The 21,612-nt window shown below is 62.7% G+C and carries 16 protein-coding genes and 1 tRNA gene; 10 read left to right on the top strand and 7 right to left on the bottom strand.

Annotated features, from left to right (window positions below; all coding sequences use genetic code 11):
• Window positions 1-186: 186 nt before the first annotated feature.
• The 4 genes from BLV04_RS03275 to BLV04_RS26040 all read right to left on the bottom strand — a co-directional run bounded on the left by BLV04_RS03275 (window position 187) and on the right by BLV04_RS26040 (window position 9,980).
• The gene (locus BLV04_RS03275) at window positions 187-8,880 is read right to left on the bottom strand and encodes a glycoside hydrolase family 94 protein (RefSeq protein WP_093028121.1); all 8,694 of its coding nucleotides are present in this window, start codon (window positions 8,878-8,880) and stop codon (window positions 187-189) included.
• A 66-nt stretch (window positions 8,881-8,946) separates the two neighbouring features.
• Entirely contained in the window at window positions 8,947-9,510 is a 564-nt protein-coding gene (locus BLV04_RS03270) for a carboxypeptidase-like regulatory domain-containing protein (RefSeq protein WP_175534473.1), read from the bottom strand.
• Window positions 9,511-9,577: 67 nt separating this feature from the next.
• Window positions 9,578-9,766, bottom strand: coding sequence for a Thivi_2564 family membrane protein (locus tag BLV04_RS03265; RefSeq protein WP_093028119.1), 189 nt, complete (start codon window positions 9,764-9,766; stop codon window positions 9,578-9,580).
• Window positions 9,753-9,980 (bottom strand): DUF2333 family protein, encoded by a 228-nt coding sequence (locus BLV04_RS26040; RefSeq protein WP_093028117.1) that lies wholly within the window; start codon window positions 9,978-9,980, stop codon window positions 9,753-9,755. The genes BLV04_RS03265 and BLV04_RS26040 overlap by 14 nt, the downstream gene beginning before the upstream one ends.
• Window positions 9,981-10,323: 343 nt before the next feature.
• Between BLV04_RS26040 and BLV04_RS03255 the strand changes: the two genes are divergently transcribed.
• The 10 genes from BLV04_RS03255 (at window position 10,324) to BLV04_RS24775 (ending at window position 18,497) form a co-directional block, all read left to right on the top strand.
• Window positions 10,324-11,034, top strand: a complete 711-nt coding sequence (locus BLV04_RS03255) for a Crp/Fnr family transcriptional regulator (RefSeq protein ID WP_093028116.1) — start codon at window positions 10,324-10,326, stop codon at window positions 11,032-11,034.
• A 275-nt stretch (window positions 11,035-11,309) separates the two neighbouring features.
• Window positions 11,310-11,585, top strand: coding sequence for a heavy-metal-associated domain-containing protein (locus BLV04_RS03250; protein WP_175534472.1), 276 nt, complete (start codon window positions 11,310-11,312; stop codon window positions 11,583-11,585).
• Window positions 11,586-11,986: 401 nt separating this feature from the next.
• Window positions 11,987-12,874 (top strand): hypothetical protein, encoded by an 888-nt coding sequence (locus BLV04_RS03245; RefSeq protein WP_139191849.1) that lies wholly within the window; start codon window positions 11,987-11,989, stop codon window positions 12,872-12,874.
• A gap of 738 nt (window positions 12,875-13,612) precedes the next feature.
• Window positions 13,613-14,476, top strand: a complete 864-nt coding sequence (locus BLV04_RS03240) for an adenylyl-sulfate reductase (protein ID WP_175534471.1) — start codon at window positions 13,613-13,615, stop codon at window positions 14,474-14,476.
• Window positions 14,477-14,515: 39 nt separating this feature from the next.
• A complete protein-coding gene (gene aprB / locus BLV04_RS03235; protein WP_093028108.1) occupies window positions 14,516-14,998 on the top strand; it encodes an adenylyl-sulfate reductase subunit beta in 483 nt (160 codons plus the stop codon).
• A complete protein-coding gene (gene aprA / locus BLV04_RS03230; protein ID WP_093028106.1) occupies window positions 14,998-16,881 on the top strand; it encodes an adenylyl-sulfate reductase subunit alpha in 1,884 nt (627 codons plus the stop codon). Before aprB ends, aprA begins: the two co-directional genes overlap by 1 nt.
• Window positions 16,882-17,102: 221 nt before the next feature.
• Window positions 17,103-17,453 carry a hypothetical protein gene (locus tag BLV04_RS03225; protein ID WP_093028104.1) on the top strand — a complete coding sequence of 117 codons (351 nt, stop codon included), beginning with the start codon at window positions 17,103-17,105 and terminating at the stop codon, window positions 17,451-17,453.
• Between the two features lie 5 nt (window positions 17,454-17,458).
• The gene (locus BLV04_RS03220) at window positions 17,459-17,968 is read left to right on the top strand and encodes an FKBP-type peptidyl-prolyl cis-trans isomerase (RefSeq protein ID WP_093028102.1); all 510 of its coding nucleotides are present in this window, start codon (window positions 17,459-17,461) and stop codon (window positions 17,966-17,968) included.
• Window positions 17,969-18,018: 50 nt separating this feature from the next.
• Complete coding sequence (locus tag BLV04_RS03215; protein ID WP_093028100.1) at window positions 18,019-18,339, top strand: hypothetical protein; 321 nt, start codon at window positions 18,019-18,021, stop codon at window positions 18,337-18,339.
• A complete protein-coding gene (locus BLV04_RS24775; protein ID WP_175534470.1) occupies window positions 18,336-18,497 on the top strand; it encodes a hypothetical protein in 162 nt (53 codons plus the stop codon). Before BLV04_RS03215 ends, BLV04_RS24775 begins: the two co-directional genes overlap by 4 nt.
• Before the next feature lie 50 nt (window positions 18,498-18,547).
• Here BLV04_RS24775 and BLV04_RS03210 read toward each other — a convergent pair whose 3' ends face one another.
• The 3 genes from BLV04_RS03210 to BLV04_RS03200 form a co-directional block, all read right to left on the bottom strand.
• On the bottom strand, window positions 18,548-19,045 hold the full coding sequence (locus BLV04_RS03210; protein ID WP_093028098.1) for an FKBP-type peptidyl-prolyl cis-trans isomerase: 498 nt from the start codon (window positions 19,043-19,045) through the stop codon (window positions 18,548-18,550).
• A 273-nt stretch (window positions 19,046-19,318) separates the two neighbouring features.
• Window positions 19,319-19,395 (bottom strand) — tRNA-Arg (locus tag BLV04_RS03205).
• A 157-nt stretch (window positions 19,396-19,552) separates the two neighbouring features.
• Window positions 19,553-21,559: a UvrD-helicase domain-containing protein gene (locus tag BLV04_RS03200; protein WP_093028096.1), complete on the bottom strand. Its 2,007-nt coding sequence runs from the start codon at window positions 21,557-21,559 to the stop codon at window positions 19,553-19,555.
• Window positions 21,560-21,612: the final 53 nt, after the last annotated feature.

Here is a 21,612-nt window from a genome sequence, read left to right as displayed (position 1 = left end):
ACGGCTGCAGGTCTTGTGGCGGGCGACAGATTGCTGGATGGCTGGAATATCGATGTTGTATCCGGCGAGCTCGTGATCGATCCTTTCCAGGGGATCGCGGTCGACTTCACTTTGGCGTCGATCCGCCTCCGGGGATCGCCGAGTCGCACTCGGCAATCCCCTTAACGGACGAATGCCCCCGACGGATCAAGATCCCTCCTCCGAGCTCGGCAGCAAGCCGATCGCGCGAGCGGACAGGCTGATCTCGACGGCATGTTCTCCGCGGTCGTCCACCAGCGGAATCCCCGGCTCGTCCCGTGCGACACCATCCAGCGTGATCCGCGTTTCGCCCTCTCCATCGCCGCTTTGCCTCACGACGATGTCGTAAAGCGTCTCCCGATAGCGGTAACGCAGTTTGAACCCGTTCCAATCTCGGGGCAGACAGGGCGCGACATGCAGGGTATCGACCTCGAGCCGCAGCCCCAGCAGAGACTCCAGGATCAGCCGATACATCCAGCTCGCCGAGCCGGTATACCAGCTCCAGCCGCCGCGCCCGACATGCGGTGCAACCCCGTAGACATCGGCGGCGACCACGTAGGGCTCGACCTTGTAGATCGCGATGTCCTCGGGCGTGCGCCCGTGATTGATCGGGTTGATCATGCCGAAGAGCTCCCAGGCCTTCGCCGCATCGCCCAAGCGCGCGAACGCCATCGTCGCCCAGATGGCCGCATGGGTGTACTGGCCGCCGTTCTCGCGCACGCCGGGCACGTATCCCTTGATATAACCAGGATTCGAATCGGAGGTGTCGAAGGGCGGATCCAGCAGCTGGATCAGCCCGGCGTCCCGGCGCACCAGCTGCGCGTCCAACGCCGTCATCGCCGTACGGGCACGCGCCGGATCGCCGGCCCCGGACAGCACCGACCAGCTTTGCGCGATCGAATCGATCCGGCATTCGGGCTGACTCGCCGAGCCCAACGGGGTGCCGTCGTCGAAATAGGCGCGCCGGTACCAGCCGCCGTCCCAACCATGCGCCTCGATGTTCGCGCGCAACCGGGCCGCCTCCGTCAGGCAGCGCTCCACGAAGGGCTCGTCGCCCTGCAATCGAGCCACCGCGCCGAACTGCGTGAGCACCTCATGGAGGAACCAGCCCAGCCAGATGCTCTCGCCCCGGCCCTGGATCCCGACCAGGTTCATGCCGTCGTTCCAGTCGCCGGACCCCATCAGCGGCAGTCCATGCTCGCCGAACCGCAGACCATGCAGGATGGCCCGCACGCAGTGCCCGTAGAGACTCGCCGATTCCTCCGACTGTCCGGGGAGATCGTAATAGGCGTCGTCCTGCCCGCCGACCAGGCGGCCCTCGAGGAACCGGGTCGTTTCATCCAGCACACCGGTATCCCCGGTCGCCAGGACATAGCGAGCGGTCGCGAGCGGGAGCCACAGATAGTCGTCGGAGCACCGGGTGCGCACACCGCGCCCGGAGGGCGGATGCCACCAGTGCTGGACATCGCCCTCGGGAAACTGACGCCCGGCGCAGAGCAGCAGGTGCTCGCGCAACAGTCCGGGCTCGGCATGCACGAGCGCCATCGCATCCTGCAACTGGTCGCGGAACCCGAAGGCGCCGCCCGACTGGTAGTAACCGCTGCGCGCCCACAAGCGGCAGGCCAGGGTTTGATAGAGGAGCCAGCCGTTGGCCAGGACATCGAGCGCGGGGTCCGGGGTCTCGACCTGCACCGCACCGAGGGTGTGCGTCCACTGGGCATGGATCGCCTCCAGCGCGGAGCGGGCGGCGGAGGCCCCGCGGTAGCGATTCACCAGCACGCTGGCATCATCCGCGCCGCGCCGACCGGCCACGCCGAGCCGGAAGACGATTTCACGGGTTTGCCCGGCGGCCAGATCGATGCTCACCTGGAGCGCGGCGCAAGCATCCAGCCCGGCACCGACCTTTCCGGACAGCCGTAAGCGCGTGAGCGCGGCCGGTGCGTTCAGGGTACCGTTGCGCCCGATGAATTCGGTCCGGTCCCCGCTCAGGGTGCGGGATTGGTCGTCCACGTCGAAAAAGGCGCGACGGTCGGCGAACTCGGTATTGTAGGGGTTATGCGCGAAGAGCGCGCCGCTGATCGGGTCGATCTCGGTGACGACATGCAGGGCCGACTTGGGCCGCAGATCCCCGAGCACCCATTCCACGTAGCCGGTCGCGGACAGGCGGCGCGCCTGATTCGACCGATTGCGCAGCTTGAGCACCGAGAACTTGATCGGTGCGTCCACCGCGACATAGACCCACAACTCGGATTCGATACCGTCTTCGACGTGCTCGAAGACGCTGTAGCCGAAGCCGTGCCGGCCGACGTACTCCGAGGCACCGCCGGCGGGCAGCGGCGTGGGCGACCACAGGTGACCGCTCTCCTCGTCGCGCAGATAGAAGGCCTCGCCGCTCGCATCCCCGACCGGGTCGTTGTGCCAGGGGGTGAGGCGAAACGCGTGGGCATTCTCGCTCCAGGTATAGGCCATGCCGCTCGCCGAGACGACCGTCCCGAAGTGCGCATTCGCCAGGACATTGACCCAGGGTGCAGGCGTGGTTTGGCCGGGCAGGGTCGTGACGACGTATTCGCGCCCGTCGGGGCTGAAGCCGCCCGGGCCGTTGTCGAAGAGACGCGGCGCTCGGCCGTCCGGCTCCGCATCGCCGGCCGATGCGGCCTCGACGCCGCGACTCCATTCGGCAAAACGGGGGCGGGTCGGGCGCAGGCGCGGGATCCGCGCTTGCGCCGGTGCGCGCCGAGCGAGCTGCTCGACCAAGGTGCCCCGGGTATCGCAGAGGATGACCCGCGCCACGGTCTGGAAGAGGATGCGGTCTTCGTGGCTGATCTGATCGGCCGGGCGCACGAAGATGCCGCCGGGTCGATCGATCACATGCGCCTCCGCACCCGCGGCGATCAGGCCCAGGATCTGATCCTGCAGCTGCTGGCGGTAACCGGCGCGATCCTCGTTCCAGATCACCAGATCCACGGTCAGTCCCTTCAGGCGCCAATAGGCGTGCGCCTGCACCAGCTGATGGACCAGCGCGATGTTCTCCGGATCGCCGATCTGCACCAGCACCAGCGGCACGTCGCCGGACACCGCATGGCTCCAGAGCCCGGATTGTCCGCGCCGATTCTGAGCGAGCACGCTCGGCTCGGCACGCAGCGAGGCATTGGCGTAGAGGATCGAGCTGGCCAGGCGACCATAGAGCTGCACGTCGGACTGGCTGGCGTTGATCTGGCGCAGCACCACCTGGCTGTGGGTCCAGGCCAGATCGAAGACGCGGTCGGCGAGGCGCTGATCGCGGTATTTTTCCACCAGGCTCACGGCGCTCTCGCGATCCTCGCCGATGCCGGTCACCCGATCGATGACGGCGGATTGATCCGGTTCCAGCGTGATGGCGTAGCGGATGACCACGACGGGATCCAGCACCGAGCCGGCGCTGCCCGAGAGGCCCTCGTACCCGTGCATCGCCTGCGGATCGGCGACGCTGCGCTCGCGCCCGATAAAGCGCATCCGGTCCGTCTCGTAGGACGGGGTGCTGCACTCGGCCCCGCGTACCACCATCAGGTGGAACATCCAGGGCGAGGACTCCTCGCGCGAGCGCGGCCGGCGGGTGCAGAGGATCGCCGGCTGCGCCTCGAGCAGCTCGGTTTGCACGAAGAGGTTGCTGAAGGCCGGATGGGCCGCGTCGGCGGCGGGCGGGGCGAGCACGACCTCGGCGTAGCCGGTGACCTCGATGACCCGGGGGCTGCGCGAGCGGTTGGTCAGGCGCACCCGGCGCAGCTCGATGTCGTCTTCCGGGGAGACGGCGATCTCGGTATAGGACTCGATCCCGTTATCACGGCGACGAAACTCGGCGCGGCCTTCCGAGAAGATGGCCTCGTAGCTGTCCGGCGCTTTGAGCGTCGGCTGATAGGCGGTCGACCAGAAGTCGCCGCTGGCCAGGTCGCGCAGGTAGCAGAAGGTGCCCCAGTGGTCGCGGGTGGTGTCTTCGTGCCAGCGGGTGACGGCCAGATCTTTCCAGCGACTGTAGCCGCCGCCCGCGTTGGTGACCATCACGTGGTAGCGGCTGTTGGAGAGCAGCTTCACCTCGGGGATGGGCGTATCGGGGCTGGTGAACACGCGGATCGCCGCATCCTGACTTTCGGATGTGGTGCGGATGTCGGCGGGCTCGCCGGTCGCGTGCAGATAGAACGAAGGTGTCTTGGGGATGCGTTCCTGCAGCAGCAGGGCGGTCGCCTGAAACATCGGCGCCGCCATGAAGCGCCGCTGCATCGGACGGTCCAGGAGCAAATACGCCAGCGAGAGAAAACTCATGCCCTGGTGATGGGCCATGAAGGAGCGCACCAGGGCGCTCGTCTGCCCGCGAGGTAGACGGGACGGCGTGTAGTCGATGGCCTCGTAGAAGCCGTAACGGCCTTCGAACCCGCATGAGGCGAGCCGCTGGAGATTGCGGCACGCCGCCTCGGGCGCCACCATCAGCGCGAGCGCGCTGGCATAGGGCGCAATGACCAAATCCTCCGCCAGCCAGCGTTTCAGGCCCAGGCCGGGCACGCCGAAGGCGCGGTATTGATAATTCAGATGAAGGTCGACGGTGTTGTAACCGGATTCGGACACGCCCCAGGGGACACCGCGCTGTTTGCCGTACTCGATCTGCCGGGCCACCGCGGTGCGATAGGTCTGATCAAGCAGGGTGTTGTCGTAGGTCGGCATCACCAGCAAGGGCATGAGGTATTCGAACATGGAGCCGCTCCACGACAAGAGCGTCGACTCGCCGGCGGCGACGGTCAGCAGTCGCCCCAGGGCAAACCAGCTCTCCTGCGGCAAATGGCCCTGCGCAATCGCCACGAAACTGCCCAGCCGCGCTTCGGAGGCCAGCAGGTCGTAGAAGCTCGCATCCTGTCGCCGCTCGCCGACGTTGTAGCCGATCGCCAACAGATGACGCGACGGGTCGTAGAGGAAGTCGTAGTCGGCTTGCGCCAGCTCGCCGGCTTGCCGGGCGAGGTGCTCGAGCAGGGCGATGCGCTCGCGGACTGCGCCGTCGGCGCCCCGATCCGCCTCGAGCACGGCGAGCCGACGCAGTGTAAGGGACAGGTCCCGAGCCCCTTGCGCCTCGACCGAAACCGGGGTCGCCAGCGAGGGTACCAGCAACAGCAGATCATCCAGAAGGGCACGGCATTGACTGGCCAAGGCCCTGGCCCAGTCGTTCGCGACGCCCGTGGTGTGCGCATCCAACGCCGACGCCGCAACCTCGGCCGCCGTCGTCAGCGACTCGAGACACCGGCATGCCTCGGCCGGCGTGGCGGGCGGGGACTGAGAGGCCGACTCCAGGATCTGCCGCAACGGCGTGAGCGCGGCCGGCAGGACGCCGTCTCGATGCGGCTCGGGACCTGCGTCGAGCGCGTCCGCCAGAATCCCGAAGCTGTCCTCGATCCCGTCCAGCCAACGCGGGTTGAGTACGGGAGCGTCGATCAGTGCGAGCAGACCCGGCTGCAAGGTCAGCAGATGACCCGCGAGATTGCCGCTGTCCACCGAGGAGATATAGAGCGGGGCGAGCGGCTTGAGTGTCCGGGTGTCGTACCAGTTGAAGAAATGGCCGCGATGGCGCTCCATACCGGCCATCGTGTCCAGCGTGCGGGTGGTGCGCTCGATCAATCCGCTCGCCGTCAGATAGCCGAAATCATAGGCGGCCAGATTCGCGAGCAGCGACATCCCCATATTGGTCGGCGAGGTGCGATGCGCGACCACGGGCACGGGATGCTCCTGATAGTTGTCCGGCGGCAGCCAATGATCTTCCGGGCCGACGAACCGCTCGAAGAAGGCCCAGGTCTTGCGGGACATGGCGCGGAGAAAGCGCACTTGCTCGGCCGACAGGCGGGCCTCGCGACGCGTCAAGGGACGGCTGATCCACCAGGCGATGGTGGGGGCGGCCAGCCAGAGCAAGAGGATCGGTCCCGCGACGAGCAACACGGGCGGATTGAGCCAAGCCACCGCCGAAGCCGTCGCCAGGGCCAGCACGGGGGCGATCCACATCCTCCCGTGAAAGGCGAGGAGGTTCCCGCGCGCGCGATCCGAATCGCCCGAGGAGGTCCATTCGAGCAGCCGCCGATGGCTGACCCGCATCCGCCAAAGCGTGCGGACCATGGCATCCAGGCTGAAGTATCCCTCGTACGGGAGACAGGCGACGGTAAAGAGCGTCTGCGCCAACTGCCGGCGCGCGGTGCGCAGCGCGGCGGCAAGGTGATCGCGCCAGCGCACGTCGCCCGGCTTTTGCAGGCCGTTCAGGAGCGCGGTCAGCACCGAGGGAATCAGGGAGATGCCGAGCACGGCCAGGGTCCACAGCCCCGGGGACGCCGTGAGTGTCCAGCCCAGCACGAACAGCAGCGTGAGCGCCGCCGGCACGAGACTGCGCCGCAGATTATCGGCCAGCTTCCAGCGCGACAGTGCCGAGAGCGGGTTCTTGCGCAGGCGTCCGTCGAGCCCGGGAACGCGCGGCGAGAGCCAGCGTGCAATCTGCCAGTCGCCGCGAATCCAGCGATGGCGGCGGCTCACGTCCGCGCTGTAACCGGCGGGATAGTCTTCGTACAACTGCACATCGGAGACCAACCCCGAGCGGGCATAACAGCCTTCCAGCAGATCATGGCTGAGGATGCGATTCTCGGGAAAACGCCCCGCGAGCGCCTGCTCGAAGACATCGACATCGTAAATGCCCTTGCCGATGAAGGAGCCTTCTTGGAACCAATCCTGGTAGACATCGGAGACGGCGTGGGTATAGGGATCGATCCCGGCGTCCTCCCCGTACAGCCGCGCATAGCGCGAGCGATTGGCACCGGGCAGACTCACGGCCACGCGCGGTTGCAGAATGCCGTAGCCCTCGGTGACGACCTGCCGCGCGGGGTCGTAGTGGGCCCGATTGAGCGGGTGTGCCAGGGTCCCGACCAATTCGCGCGCGGCATCGCGCGGGAGCTGGGTGTCGGTGTCCAGGGTAATGACGTAGCGCACGCCGAGCAGGATACTCGTCTCGCCCACGATCCTTGCGAAGCGGTCGCCTGCTCCGCCGCGCAACAGCGCGTTCAGATCCGCGAGCTTGCCGCGCTTGCGCTCGTAACCCATCCAGATCCGCTCTTGCGGATTCCACAGGCGCGGGCGGTGGAAGAGGAAAAAGCCATCCCCGCCGTCGCGCGGGTACTTCGCGTTCAGGGCCTCGATCCCGTCCACGGCCAGTCGGACCAGCGTCTCGTCCTCGGGCTGCGTCTGTGTCGGCGCATCGCGAAAATCGGTTAAGAGGGCGAAGTGCAGGCACTCGTCCCGATTGGCCAAGAACCGCACCTCCAGCCCCTCGATCAGCGCCTCGATGCTCGCCGCGTCGGCGAGCATGGTCGGGGTCACGACCAGGGTGCGCGATTCCGACGGAATACCGAGGGAGAAATCCAGGCGCGGCAGCGGATAGGGTGTCGCGAGCAAGGTCGCCAGCCAGTTCACCAGCGCCACCGCGAGCTGACTGGTGCCCAGCACGGCCGGCACCGCCAAGAGCAGGATCAGCCAAGCCGGAAGGCTTCCGGACTGCGCCAGCAGCCCCCCGGCGAAGAGCGCCGTCAAGAGGAGGATTGCCCCCGGATAGAGGAACAAAGGAAACCGCCGACCGCGTCGCTGCAACGACTCCAGGGTGCGGAGGCGGGCCCGGGCCCGACGCTCCAGTCGCGGCAGACCGCGATCGATCAGATAGAACCCCACGTGCGCCGCACGCTCGGCGCCAGCGTTCCCGACCGCGCCTTCGCGCGCCAGCGCGACCGCTTGAAGAGCCACCTCAGCCTCGGACAAGGGGCTGTTCTTTGCGACCTTCTCCACGACGTGCCGGTAACGGTCGCGGGTGGCAAAGTCCATCTCCCCGTAAATCCCGCCCGGATCCTCGCGCAAGGTCTGCTCGACCTGGCTCATGGCCTCCACGAACTCGCGCCAGTCCGTCGCCCCGAGGAAACGCAGACTGCCGATGCTGTTGCCGATGGAGACCTGGTCGGCGGCTTGTTGCCGGTTCTCGACCTGCACCAACTGCTCGATCGTCAGACCAGATTCGGCGAGCTGCTGCTCGATCCAGGTCAGCGGCAAGGCCAAAGCGGAGCTCTGGCCCTGCAGTCGACGGGCCAACTCCGCCACGAAGGCGCTCGACAGGGGCGGGTTCGAGCGCGCCATGTCGGCGATCACGAGGATCAGATTTTTCGGATCCTGCTCGACCATCGTCATCATCCGATCGGCCCAGCCGTCGGCCAGGTTCTGGTCGGTCCGGCTGGCGGCGATGAGGACCGCGACCCGGCGCAGATTCTCGATCAGCGCCAGGCGCAGCATGATCGGGATGGCCCACAGTTCACCCAGCCGCAGGGTCGTGACCGTTTGATAGGCCACGACGAAACGGTTGAGGTTCTCGGGGTCGACCCGACCGTCGCCGTGGGCGATGATCTCGAGCGCGAGGTCGTAGACGCGCGGCAGTCCGGCGGAGGGTCCTCGGAGCAGACGCGGCAGTGCCCGGCTGTAGCCCTTGGGAAGATGCCGCTTGGCGGTGCGGATCTGATCTTCGATCAGGTAAAAATTGTCGAGCAGCCATTCGCCGGCCGGGGCGATCCGGCGGTTCTGCGCGACGGCGGCCATGAGCAATCGGCACACACCGATCAGGATGGTTTCATTCTCGGTCAGGCGCGCGAGCAGACGGTCCGGCGGGTGTCCGGGCATCAAGGCGTGCGCCTCGGCGAGGCGCTTGCCGTGCTCTTCCATCTGCACGGCGCTGAAGAGCTCCGAGCGCAACGGCGGCTCGTCGCCGATCGACGCCTTGGTCAAACCCTGACCGGGAAGCCATCTCCTGAATCGGAGCAGGGTGTCGCGAATCGCCAAATGACTCTCCTACACATGTCCGATCTTCGACGCGAAGACGCCATCCTGCACTCAATCTCGCCCCGCCTATTTCTTCCAGTAGAAGTCCAAGCGCGATTGGCCGGACCCATCCAGACTGAAGGTTTTACGCTGAGTCTCGTCCTGACCGCGTAAACCGGTCGGGGTGACATCCACGCTGTAGTCGCCCGCCGGCAGTTGGGCGAGGAACCAAGGGCCTTTCGATTCGGCGGTCAGGATCGGCCCGCCTTGCGCATCCAGAATGTTCACTTGAACCGACGAAAGATATTCGCCGCTACCCTCCGTCGCGAAGAGCAGACGCAGGTTGAACTGACTGGACAGGGCATCGAGCTCGGCGCGTTCGCTCTCCCCGATACCGCCCGATACATAGCGAATGTCGCCGGCAGTTTTGATCTCCGAAGACGCTTCCCCCGACGACTCCCGGCCCGGGGCTGCGGCATCCGGGGACGTCGGCGAGCCTAGGGTCTCGGCCGGCCGAATCCCGTACTCCGTTCGCGTTTCCGCGAGCTGCAGACCGAGGACGCCCGGCTGCTCCGGTCCGGCGGACTGCGCCGCTGCGCCGCCGAACATCAGCGCCATCGCCATCAGGCTCTTCAAATTTCCGTTGGTCATATCAAGGGGCTCGTTTGCCGACGTGAAAGAGGCCGGAAATCCGCTTTCCGGAAAGTGGATTACACCATTACCCGATGCGTATTCCGGACATGGATCCCAGGAGCCCGAAAGCGGACAGCAGCCAAAGCACCACGAAGATGACGACCACCACATTCAGGATCTTCTTGATGGTTCCGTCCATCGGAATGTAGTTGTTGATCAGCCACAGGATGACTCCGATGACGACCAAAACGATGACTAAGTTAATCAAACTCATCTCTATTCTCCGGTCCTGGTTGGTTAGCGCTCGGGACGCGGGAGTCTTTCATTCGGTAAACCCCCGCGCCGATCCATCGATGGATGGGGTGCGGCTCGCCCCTCTGCAAAAGACTGATCAAGTCCGTCACCGCAGCACCGACCCGCGAGATGCGGGAGTCCATCACCGGTGAGTGATTGGCCATCGGCCCGAGGCCGGCGCCGTTGGGGATCATCGGACTCCACCACACTCACCGAGCAAGTTTAGGTGGCGATCCCCCTTCTCGCCGTCGCAGAGGGGCACAACTTGATGAACGTCACCATGACACGGCGCCTTCCACCTGGTCTGTACGCCATCGCACATACGGGCACGGATCGGCACGTTATGTTTGATAGCGCACTGAATCAAAGCGTTTTTTGACGTAATTTATGATGCTGACGGAGCCATGGACCAGCCTCCGGCGGCCAACCCGGATCACGGCTAGCCCATGCGCGGCAAGCCTTCGCCCCTGGTTTCCCCGGCAAGAAGCTCCGCTTGCCGAGTGTTTCCGCTCCACCCGGCCCACGAGGAGACCGCACGTGCATCCCGAGAAGAATTCCGCTCTCTTCGACAATCGTCTTCTCGCATCGCTGCCGGACGAGGATCATCGGCAGGTGCTGATGCACTGCGAGTCGGTCGAACTTGCGCTCGACGAGGTGATCAGCGAGCCCGGCGAGCAGATCCGCCACGTCTACTTCCCCGTCGACTGCTTCTTTTCTCTGGTAACGCCACCGATCGATCACGCCGGTCTGGAGGTCAGACTGGTCGGCAGCGAGGGAATGGTCGGAACACCACTCGTCTTGGGGATCGACGTGACGCTGCTGCGCACCGTTGTCCGGGGCGCGGGTCCCGCCTGGCGCATGACAGCGGAGCGATTTCCGGAGGCGCTCGGGCAGAGCCCCGCACTCCGGATCACGCTGAACCGCTATCTTTTCGTGGTGACGAACCAGGTCGAGCAGATGGTTGCCTGCACTCGGTTCCATGTGCTGGAAGCGCGTCTCGCCCGCTGGCTGCTGATGACCCGGGACCGGGCGCATTCGGATCACTTCCATGCCACCCATGAGTTCCTGGCGCTCTTACTCGGGGTGCGGCGGGTCGGCGTCACCAAGGCCGCGACGGCGCTGCAAAAGCGCAATCTGATTCACTACAGCCGCGGCGACATCCGAGTTCTCGATCGGCCCGGCCTGCAAGCCGCAGCCTGCGCCTGTTACGGGGAGTCGGAAGCCATGTACGAGCGATTCATGGGCTGAGAGACGGCGACTTCCGAAAAACATCATCCCCTGGATTACTGCTTGAACTGGAAGGATAAACAGGATCTTTGACCGCGCGATATCTTAATCCTGGTTCTGATTCAATCAGGCCAGTCAGTCTGAAGGAAAGCGGCCGGTGATTCCGGCCAATGCGTCTAGTCCGAAGTGGCCCCGCCACACGGGATGGGTGTAGTTACGCAAGGCCGTGTTCGGCGCAGGAAAAAGCCTAGCATCTCTCCGGGTAAATTCCGGGAGCATCGGCTACCCTAAACACTGTGACCAAGCAAACCACGAAAAGCGAAAGACGCGGCGAGGAACAAGACATGTACACCGGCGACATCGTGATTCACATCGACGAGGAACTGGATACCGACCGCATCCACGAGCTGGAGCGGCAGATCGGAGTCGAGCATGGGGTCTACAGTGCCTGCATGCACGAGAAGACACGTCATCTGATGGTCGTGGACTTCGACGCGACCGAAGTGCGGCCAAGTCGAATCGTCGACTCCGTTCGAGCCCGGGGGCTGCATGCGGAGATGATTGGTTTTTAATGTCCGGGGGGGGCCGGGATATGCCCGGCGCCTCCTCCGGCATGTGGTGCGGGAAGGCGGCTTTCGCGCGTCGTCTCGTCCTGTAATGCCGGTTCGCCAGCCATTCTTTGAGGTTGCGGATCGCGATTACGGATGCGCAGCGTTCGAGTGCCGCGCGCTTCTCGTCGAGGACGTAAGGCGGGCTGCTCGGAAGCCGCGTCCACGGGTTGTCATGCATAAAAGTTCCTGCCGATCGTTCCATCGGCCCCGCGGGCGCGTATTTAGAACATTTGTACGGTAGCAACATCCACGCGCTCGCTTAAGTTTAGAACTCGTGGAGAGATGCAGCATGGCCTCCAGCGGGTCGCGCACGCCGAATCGACCATTCTCCTCGTATTGGACCTCTGTCGCATCTGCCGTAGATGATCAAAGCTCATTCTCAACGCGTGTTGCAGCCGTACTCGGCGCAAGTACAAATTGCTGAATCCAATCATGCGCGAGCGCTTTCGATGGATGGCGATTTGTGGGAGTTTCAGTTTATCTATGCAAACAGTCGCGGCGGTGAAGCAAGCGCTGCTCGACAGCACGGCCGCTTTACCAGGGCGGCGCACATCAGGCGTTGCGATCTCGAACGGGTGATCGCAAACCCTGTCACGGAAGATGGCCAAGTAGACCAACGCATCCTCGATTTGGCCACGTTTCTGACCGGAGCCCGACTGCCGTTCGAGGCCACCGATCGATATGAGTACTGGCTCCTTGACCCTAAAGACCACTCGCCGCTCGCCTTGATTTTCTCTTGCGTCGACGCGTCGGAGATGGCGTCGTTTCCAAAACTCACTGATTGGGCTGCGCTCCCGGCGGCTGTGATGCCGATCGAAACGAGTGAGGCCGAGCGCAGCAGGTCATATGGGCCCGTGAACTATCGGTTGGAAAGATGTGTCGCCGAGCGTGCGGGTAGCAAGCCGAGAGCGCAATGGTTCACCCGGAGGTACAGCGAGAGCGAGAATTTTCCACCTTTTTTGATACGCGAAGACTGGGAAGACGAAGAGCAACAAGATCTTTGTCAACGTTATCTGCATCGCCAAGCCCCCCGTTTGCTGATGCTGCATGGAGTGAATCTGGAGGAGCGGCGCAGAATGGAGTGGGCGGCACGGGCAAACGCGCTCGACGTGGCGCGCTTCTATCAGCTTTATCCGGAAATCGCCGATAGCAACGTGATGGATAAGATCCGGATCGAAGCTCGGCTTCGGTTGGCGGCAGGGGAGACAGCGTATTCGATGGGGCGCCGGGATGGTGTTCTGTACCAGTGATGTGGTCCCCTTTTCGACGTTCCGCGCGACCTCTCGGAGAACCCGAGCGATGATGCGCGACTCCCCGGCTCTTCCATATCGTAGACAATCGCGGTGTGTTGCAGCGCGCCGTGCTTACTGACGCTCCAGCCCTTGCGGGTCTGCCGGAAGACAATCCGCTCGGCGACGACAGCTTGAACAAGGATTCAAGGGATTCTCAACGGGCGGCCCGACGAAAGCCCGAAACCGAAGAGGTGTCGCGCTCTCTGCACAGGCGAGCCCCGCGTCCGGCGCGCGTTTTTTCTCCAGATCGATCGGGACGAGCGCTGCGGCTCGACTGCGCCCGTGCGTCTCGCGCAGCACGGGTTGTTTGTATGGAGGCATCAAAGCCGCAGATATCTCGGGCGGGTGATTCACCTGCAGCGCGGTTGATGAAGGGCGCCGAGCAGCGAAACGCGAGCAAATTGCAAAAAACCTTTAAGACACAAGGGCTCAAGAATGCGTGCGCTGTTGCAGCTTGCGCCAGCGTCATAAGAAGGAGTTATGAGCGCCGAAAATGTCTGAGTCGCGAAGCATGTGCTGAAACGCTTATACTCCTAGGACCATGTCGCGGAAGGCGTCGCAACGGAGCCGATTTCACGGTGGGGCGGTTGGATATCCGTTCCTTCGGCGTAGCCAGTCGACCTGATGCGGGGGCGGATCGGGTCACCGTTTCCTCGAGGTAGCCGAGGTTCACAATTTATTTGGAGTCATCATCCAATGATCGCAAGTAACCCTTTCGCGATTTTATCCGAGAGCCTTTCGCTTGACCCAGGCGTCATGCAGGCGTACGTCGTTCTGATGGTCCTTCTGGTCATCGGCGGCACACTGCTCGATGTCATGCATAAAAAGAGTGCCAAGTTCTTTTTCGAGAAGGGGCAGTCGCTGAAGAAGATCGCCAAGCGTGAAGTCAGTGGCGGAGAAAAGCTCGGCGTCGCCCTGAGCACGGTGACGAACGAGGTGTTGACCTCGAGTGAGTTCAAGAATCCACAACGTCGTGTCTCGCACCTGTTCACGATGTACGGCTTCGTCTTTTTCGTGGTGACCACTGCCGTCATGATCTTCGGCCTGCCCGTTGCCGAAGGCGAGGGCTCGGGTCTGGCACCTCTGCTGTGGCATCTGGGCGCGCTGTCGATCTGCATCGGCGGATACTGGTTCTGGTTCAAGATCCGCGTCGATGTGCGCTCCGAGGGTAACCAGTGGTACAACGTGCACCAGTCCGACTTGTTCATCGTTTCGCTCTTGCTGATGGCGACCTTCGCGCTGATCTGGTCCTTTCTGCAGGCCGTCGGCGGTGCGACCTCCGTGCTGAGCATGATCGCGTTCATCGTCTTCATCGGCGCGGCCACCACGCTGTTCAGCACCATCCTGTGGTCGAAGTTCGCGCACATGTTCTTCAAGCCTGCGGCTGCGTTCCAGAAGAAGGTGGCGGTTGCGGACGGATCCCGCGACAAATTGCCCGAGATTCCCGATTTGTCCAGTGCCGCGTGCAAAGAGCGCTATCCGGACATCCCGGAGTACATGGGTGCGAATCCGCCGAACATGGGGCTCGGCATCAAGCGCGAAGCTCCGGCCCACTATTGATCTAGAGCTGCGAGCTCAAGCCACGAAGAGGAAACGATTATGCCAACCTTCGTCTATATGACGCGCTGTGACGGTTGCGGCCAATGTGTCGACATCTGCCCCTCGGATATCATGCACATCGATCCGGTGGTGCGCCGTGCCTACAACATCGAGCCCAACATGTGCTGGGAGTGCTACTCCTGCGTGAAGGCCTGTCCGCACAACGCTATCGACGTTCGCGGTTACGCGGATTTCGCCCCGCTCGGCCACTCGGTCCGGGTTCAACGTGACGAGGAGAAAGGTGTCATCGCTTGGCGGATCATCTTCCGCAACGGCGAAAAGGACATGAATCTCCTGGCGCCGATCACGACGAAACCTTGGGGCAAGCACATTCCGCAGTTGGCAGACGTGCCGTCTCCCAGTCAGGAAATGCGTGATAGCGAGCTTCTGTACAACGAGCCGAAGTACATCCGATTCGATGACGGTGGTCTGCACACGCTCGAAAGCGCCGGGCTCCAACTGAAAGTAGGGGTTTACGAATAATGGCTTACAAGACAATCGTTGAGGACGGCATCGACATCCTGGTGTGCGGTGCAGGACTGGGCGGTACAGGTGCTGCCTTCGAGGCACGCTACTGGGGCAAAGACAAGAAGATCGTGATTGCCGAGAAGGCGAATATCGATCGATCGGGCGCGGTGGCACAGGGCCTCTACGCCATCAACTGCTACATGGGGACCCGTTTCGGCGAGAATAACCCGGAAGATCATGTTCGCTACGCGCGCATCGACCTGATGGGGATGGTTCGGGAGGATCTCCTGTTCGATATGGCGCGTCACGTGGACTCGACTGTGCACCAGTTCGAGGAATGGGGCCTGCCGTTGATGCGCAACCCGAAAACCGGCGCTTATCAGCGCGAGGGGCGCTGGCAGATCATGATCCACGGCGAGTCGTACAAGCCGATCGTCGCCGAGGCTGCCAAGAAGTCCGCCGACAAGGTTTTCAACCGTGTCTGCGTTACCCATCTGCTGATGGATGAATCCAAAGAGAACCGCGTCGCCGGCGCCGTTGGGTTCAATGTGCGCACCGGCAACTACCACGTGTTCAAGTCCAAGACGGTGGTCGTTGCGGCTGGCGGTGCGTCGAACATCTTCAAGCCGCGCTCGGTCGGCGAAGGTGCCGGCCGCGTGTGGTATGCGCCCTGGTCGTCGGGCTCCGCCTATGGCCTGATGATCAATGCCGGTGCGAAGATGACCCAGATGGAGAACAGGATTGTTCTCGCGCGCTTCAAGGACGGATACGGTCCGGTCGGTGCGTACTTCCTGCACCTCAAGACCTACACGCAGAACGGCATGGGCGAAGAGTACGAATCCAAGTGGTTCCCGGCCCTCCAGGAAATGGTCGGTAAGCGATATCTGGACGTCGAGGCGTCTCACCTTTCGCATCGCCCGATTCCCACCTGTCTGCGGAATCACGCGTTCATCAACGAAGTGAACGCAGGCCGCGGTCCGATTCACATGGTGACGATGGAGGCGTTTCAGGATCCGCATCTCGAAGAGATCGGCTGGCACAACTTCTTGGGTATGACCGTCGGCCAAGCGGTGTTGTGGGCAGCGACGGATGTCGACCCGAAGTATGAGAATCCGGAGCTGACGACGTCCGAGCCCTACGTCATGGGTTCTCATGCCACCGGGTGTGGAGCCTGGTGCTCCGGTCCCGAAGACATCTCCCCGCCGGAGTACTTCTGGGGCTACAACCGCATGACGACCGTGGAAGGTCTGTTCGGCGCGGGTGACGCTGTCGGTGGTACGCCGCACGCATTCTCGTCCGGTTCGTTCACGGAAGGCCGGCTCGCGGCCAAGGCGGCCTGCAAGTATATCGACGACGGAAAGGGCGAGGGCATCCGCGTCTCCGACGAGCAGATCAACCGTCGCAAGGAAGAGATCTACAAGCCGATGGAGCACTACAAGATCTATCGGAACGAGATCACCGCCGGTTCGGTCAACCCGCACTACATCAACCCGCGTCAAGGACTGGATCGCCTGCAGAAGCTGATGGACGAGTATTGCGGCGGGGTGACCGTCAGCTACATGACCAACGAGAAGCTGCTGCACATCGGGCTCAAGAAACTCAAGCTTCTGGAAGAAGACCTTGAAAAGATTGCCGCGGAGAATATCCACGAGCTGTTGCGTGCCTGGGAGCTGAAGCATCGTCACCTCACCTCCGAGGCCGTCATGCATCACACTCTGTTCCGCAAAGAAACCCGCTGGCCCGGTTATTATTATCGCGGTGACGCGATGAAGGTGGACGACGAGAACTGGCATGTACTCACCGTTTCTCGCCGGGATCCCGAGACGGGCGAGTACACCATGGAGAAAGCACCTTGCTACCACCTGATCGAGGACAAGCAAGAGGCTAAGGCTGCCTAAGCCTTTCCGAAGGCCGGGGCCTCGGGAATCGGGGCCTCGGATTTATTCTCGCGGTTCTTCCAGGCTTGTTGGACGAGCGCTAGGCTAAACGTCATGCGCGCTTGCGTCGTTACCACGTAACACACTTGGCGTTTATCGAGATGGTTCATCGCCGTGAAGCCGGCGGCTTAAGCTCGAGCTCGTCACAAGATTGCCAAGACGCACATCGATGGCGATGCGAAATGAATATCAACGATAAGTCCGACGAGGAAATTCTCGAGATCGCCCATCCGATGTGGGACGAGTTGGTCCAGTTCTCCAACAAGGGTCAATACGGCAAGTTTATCCGGAAGTTCTCGTATGAACTGCTGCTCGGCTTAAACGAGGTCGAGCTCGGTAAGCAGTTCGCTCATAGCGAATTGTCCCGGAACCTGGTCGAAGAGCGAGACTTTCTTGGTCTCATTCGGCGTGGCGAGCATGTGACCGTTCTTTACCGCATGCGAAGTACGGCGAAGGAAGGGGAGTGGCTGGGAAGAATGGTTCTCGGCTATGAGAAAGGCGAAGTACGTATTTTCGCCGTGTCGATTTTCTGAGCGTTATGACCGACACCATAAAGCGTAATAAGTACGTCGAGCTCAAGTACCGAGTCGTCGACGCCAAGGCCGGCCATGTGTTGACGGCTGTCGATTTTCCGTTGGGTTATGTCCACGGTGTCAACGACGTGCTTTCGTCTCAAGTTATGGCCGAGCTTGAGGGCAGAGCGGTGGGTGATACGATATCGGTCGAGCTGGACTGCAACACGTTGTTTGGTCCCAGGGATGAGTCTCTAGTCGTTACCGACTACATCGAGAATGTCCCTGAAGAGTACCGAGAGGTCGGTACCACCATCCTCATGGAAAACGAGCAGGGCGAGACGAAGACCTTCTTGGTCACGAGAGTCGACGAGAAGACGTTGACGATTGACGGAAATAATCCCTTGTGCGGTCGGCAAGTCGTGTTTGAGCTTGAAATCTTGACCGTTCGAGATGCGACCGAGGCAGAGATGGCAGCCGGCGGCAAGGTTGAAATGCCGCCCGCGCTCACGGGTGTAAAGCCCGTACCTCTCTAGCGAATGATTGAAAAGACGTGAGCCAGGGCTTCCGCCATGAGTGAGAAAGTATGCAGCTGAACCTCGATCCGACACTATTTGAAGAACAGCAGTTCATACTGGTCCGCGAATTGGTGCAGAATATCAGGGTCAAGCTGCAGGAAGTGGGCTTGAGTGGCGAAAAGCTCGAAGAAGCGACAGCAAGCATTGCGTTCAGTGTTGCCAGTACGATCGATGACACGTCGGCGATCGAAGTCGACGGGAAGGAAGTCCATCCGTACCTGACATTTCGCACGTCGGATGAAGCGTTAACTCACTGCGGTGAAAACTCATACACGCATGAGTTCGTGTACGAAGCCCTGCAAATCCTGTCTGGAAAAGGTGACTTATGAGCGAGCAATCCAAAAGCAGACCAAAGGTTCCGGAAGGCAAGGTGCGTTTCCACAAGACCAAGCAAATGGAAGCCAATGATAAGGGTTTCGTCGGATATCAGACGATCTGGGAATCTTTTCAGAAAGAGGTCGCTTATAAGACCCCGAAGCGCCCCTGATCTCCAGCGGGGCAGGACGCCCCGCTGTTTCGATCGTCCAAGCCGCTGAATCAAGCCCCGGGGTCTGCCTCGACGTTTCTGCCGACCTCCATTTCTTCCGCCGTTGCATCGCGGACCAACAGGATCTTCACCTGGTAGATGACCTCCCTGCCACAGAGCGGGTTGTTACCGTCGAAGGTGATCTTGTCTCCTTCAATCTTGGTCACCAAGAAACTCTTCATTTGACCGAGAGTGTTCTCCATCAGGATCCGGGTGCCGACCTGGCGATATTCGCGCGGCACAACAGCGACCTTTTCGGTGATCACGAGTGACTCGTCTCTCGGACCGTACAACTCATTGCAGTCGACAAGCAGGTCGACCCGTGCACCTTGCGTCTTGCCTTCGAGCTCGCAGGTGATCGTCGGTGTCAATATCTCATTCACCCCGTGAACGTAGTTGAGGGGGCGCGAGATTTCGGTAAGAACATCGCCAGTCTTGCTGTCGCGCACGAGGTAGGTGAGCTCGACGTACTTGCCGTCGGTAATGGTGCTTGTGCTGGTTTCGGTCATAGATGTCCGGGGAAGTGTAGGTTGGTGAGGATAAAAGGGCGGCGCGGGCATTTAGGTTTAGTCCCGTGCGGCCCGGAACTTGGTGCGCCACAGTGGGCTATAGCCGGGCCACCGCCGGTGGGCCATGGGGCTATGAGGCCATCGCCAGGAGTGAAGGCAGGAATCAATTGGATAGGCACCGAGGAGGCGCGAAAGACGGGAAAAGCGGACGAGCTGAAAAAATCTGATGGCAGTCAGTTTTTTCGCGTAAATAATTGATTTTAAAGGTGGTATTGGCGCGCCCGACAGGATTCGAACCTGTGACCCCAGCCTTCGGAGGGCTGTACTCTATCCATCTGAGCTACGGGCGCTTTGGGGGTTTTCGCTGTCCGTACTACCGCGATTCGAGATGAGGTCGGGGTCCGGCTCTGCGAAGACCCTGAAGGATACTGCGATCCGCCGCGGTCGTCCATGCCGATCTTGCGTTCGGATTGAGCTGGCTGCGGCCGTTGGTTGACCCGTCCGAGCTTAGTCGACGTCGAGCATGCCCTTGAGCGCATGCAGATGGCTCAGTCCACGGGCCTTGCGGTTCTCGGGGGTCTCGTCGCGCGCATTGTCCCAACGCAGCTGATCCTTTGGCAGCTCGGCGAGGAAGCGGCTGGGCTCGCTCGTCACCCACTCGCCGTAGCGTTTGCGCCGACGGGTGAGTGTGAAGGTGAGTGTGCGCTGAGCGCGCGTGATGCCGACATAGGCGAGGCGACGTTCTTCCTCGATGGTCTCTTCCTCGATGCTGGTGCGGTGCGGGAGCAGCTCCTCTTCCATGCCGACCAGGAAGACGTGGGGGAACTCCAGTCCCTTGGCGGCGTGCAGGGTCATGAGACTGACCCGGTCGCCGCCTTCGTCTTCGTCCTGGCGCTCCATGACGTCCATCAGGGTGAGAAGGGTCGCCATCTCGGCGAGTGTCTTCTCCTGCAGCTCGCCCTTCTTGAGTGCGCCGAGCCAGTCGAGCAGATCGGTGATGTTGGCGTAACGGCGGTCGGCGACGGCTTGGCTGGAGGCGTTCTCGCGCAACCATGCTGCGTAGTCGATCGTCTCGACCAGCGCGCGCATGGTTCCGACGGGGTCGGTCTCGCCGCGACGGGCATGCTCGGAGACCAATGCGGTGAAGGCGTGGAGGCGCTCGCGTTGGCGCTCGCTCAGGTGCTCGCCGAGACCGATCTCGCCGCAGGCATCCAGCAGATGGATCTCGCGCTCGCGTGCATAGTTGGCGAGCTTCTCCAGCGTTGTCGGGCCGATCTCCCGCCGCGGGGTGTTGACGATGCGCAGGAAGGCGGCATCGTCCTGCGGATTGGCGATGAGGCGCAGGTAGGCCATCAGGTCCTTCACCTCGGCGCGGGCGAAGAAGGAGGTGCCGCCGCTCAGGACATAGGGCACGTTGTGCTCGCGCAGGGCCTTCTCGAACGGGCGCGCCTGATGGTTGCCGCGATAGAGGATGGCGATGTCGCCGAAGTCGGCCCCTTCGGCGAACTTCAGATGCAGGATCTCGGAGACGACCTGCTCGGCCTCGTGGCCCTCGTCCTTGCAGTGCAGGACGCGCGGCGGCTCGCCCGGACCGTGCTCGCTCCAGAGCCGTTTCTCGAAGACGTGCGGGTTGTTTGCGATCAGTGTGTTGGCGAGTCCGAGGATGGTCGCGCTGGAGCGATAGTTTTGCTCCAGCATGATGACCTTCAGATGCGGGTAGTCGGTCTGGAGCCGGGCCAGGTTCTCGGGTCGCGCACCGCGCCAGGCGTAGATGGATTGGTCGTCGTCGCCGACCACGGTGAAGGCTGCACGCGGCCCGACGAGCCGGCGGACCAGGTCGTATTGTGCCCCGTTGGTGTCCTGGTACTCGTCGACCAGCAGATAACGGATCCGCCCTTGCCAGGTCTCGCGCAGCTCCGGATGCTCGGCGAGCATCCGTGCCGGACCCAGGATGAGGTCGTCGAAGTCGACCGCGTTGTAGGCACGTAAACTGCGCTCGTAGTCGGCGTAGAAGCCGGCAAGTCGGGCCTCGAAGTCGTCTTCGGCCAGGCTTTCGGCCTGTGCGGGGTCGACCAGGTCGTTCTTCCAGCGCGAGATGCGGTGTTGGATGGCCGCCGGGCTGAAGGCGTCGCCGCCCTTGGTGTGGCGCAGGTGCTCCTTGATCAGCGCCTCGGCGTCCTGGGCGTCGAGGAGCGAGAATCGGGGGCGAAGGCCGGCGCGCTCCGGGTGTCGGCGCAGCATGTCGAGGCCCAAGGTATGGAAGGTGGAAATGGTCAGGCCGCGCGTCTCGGCGCCCTTGATCCGGCTGCCGACCCGCTCGCGCATCTCGCGCGCGGCCTTGTTGGTGAAGGTGAGGGCGCAGATGTGGCGCGGCGAGATCCCGCCTTGGTCGATGAGGTGGGCGATCTTGCGGGTGATGACACGGGTCTTGCCGGATCCGGCGCCGGCCAGGACCAAGAGCGGCCCGGCGGTGTAGTGCACCGCCTCGAGTTGTCGAGGGTTGAGTCCGGTCATACGGGATCCTGTGGCGTGACGGCGACCCGGTCCTCGCATGGCGCGAGGTGGCC

The organism is Thiocapsa roseopersicina (assembly GCF_900106925.1).
GTDB lineage: Bacteria > Pseudomonadota > Gammaproteobacteria > Chromatiales > Chromatiaceae > Thiocapsa > Thiocapsa roseopersicina.
Note: the sequence above shows the minus strand (reverse complement) of the source record. Positions and strands in the feature narration are given on the sequence as shown.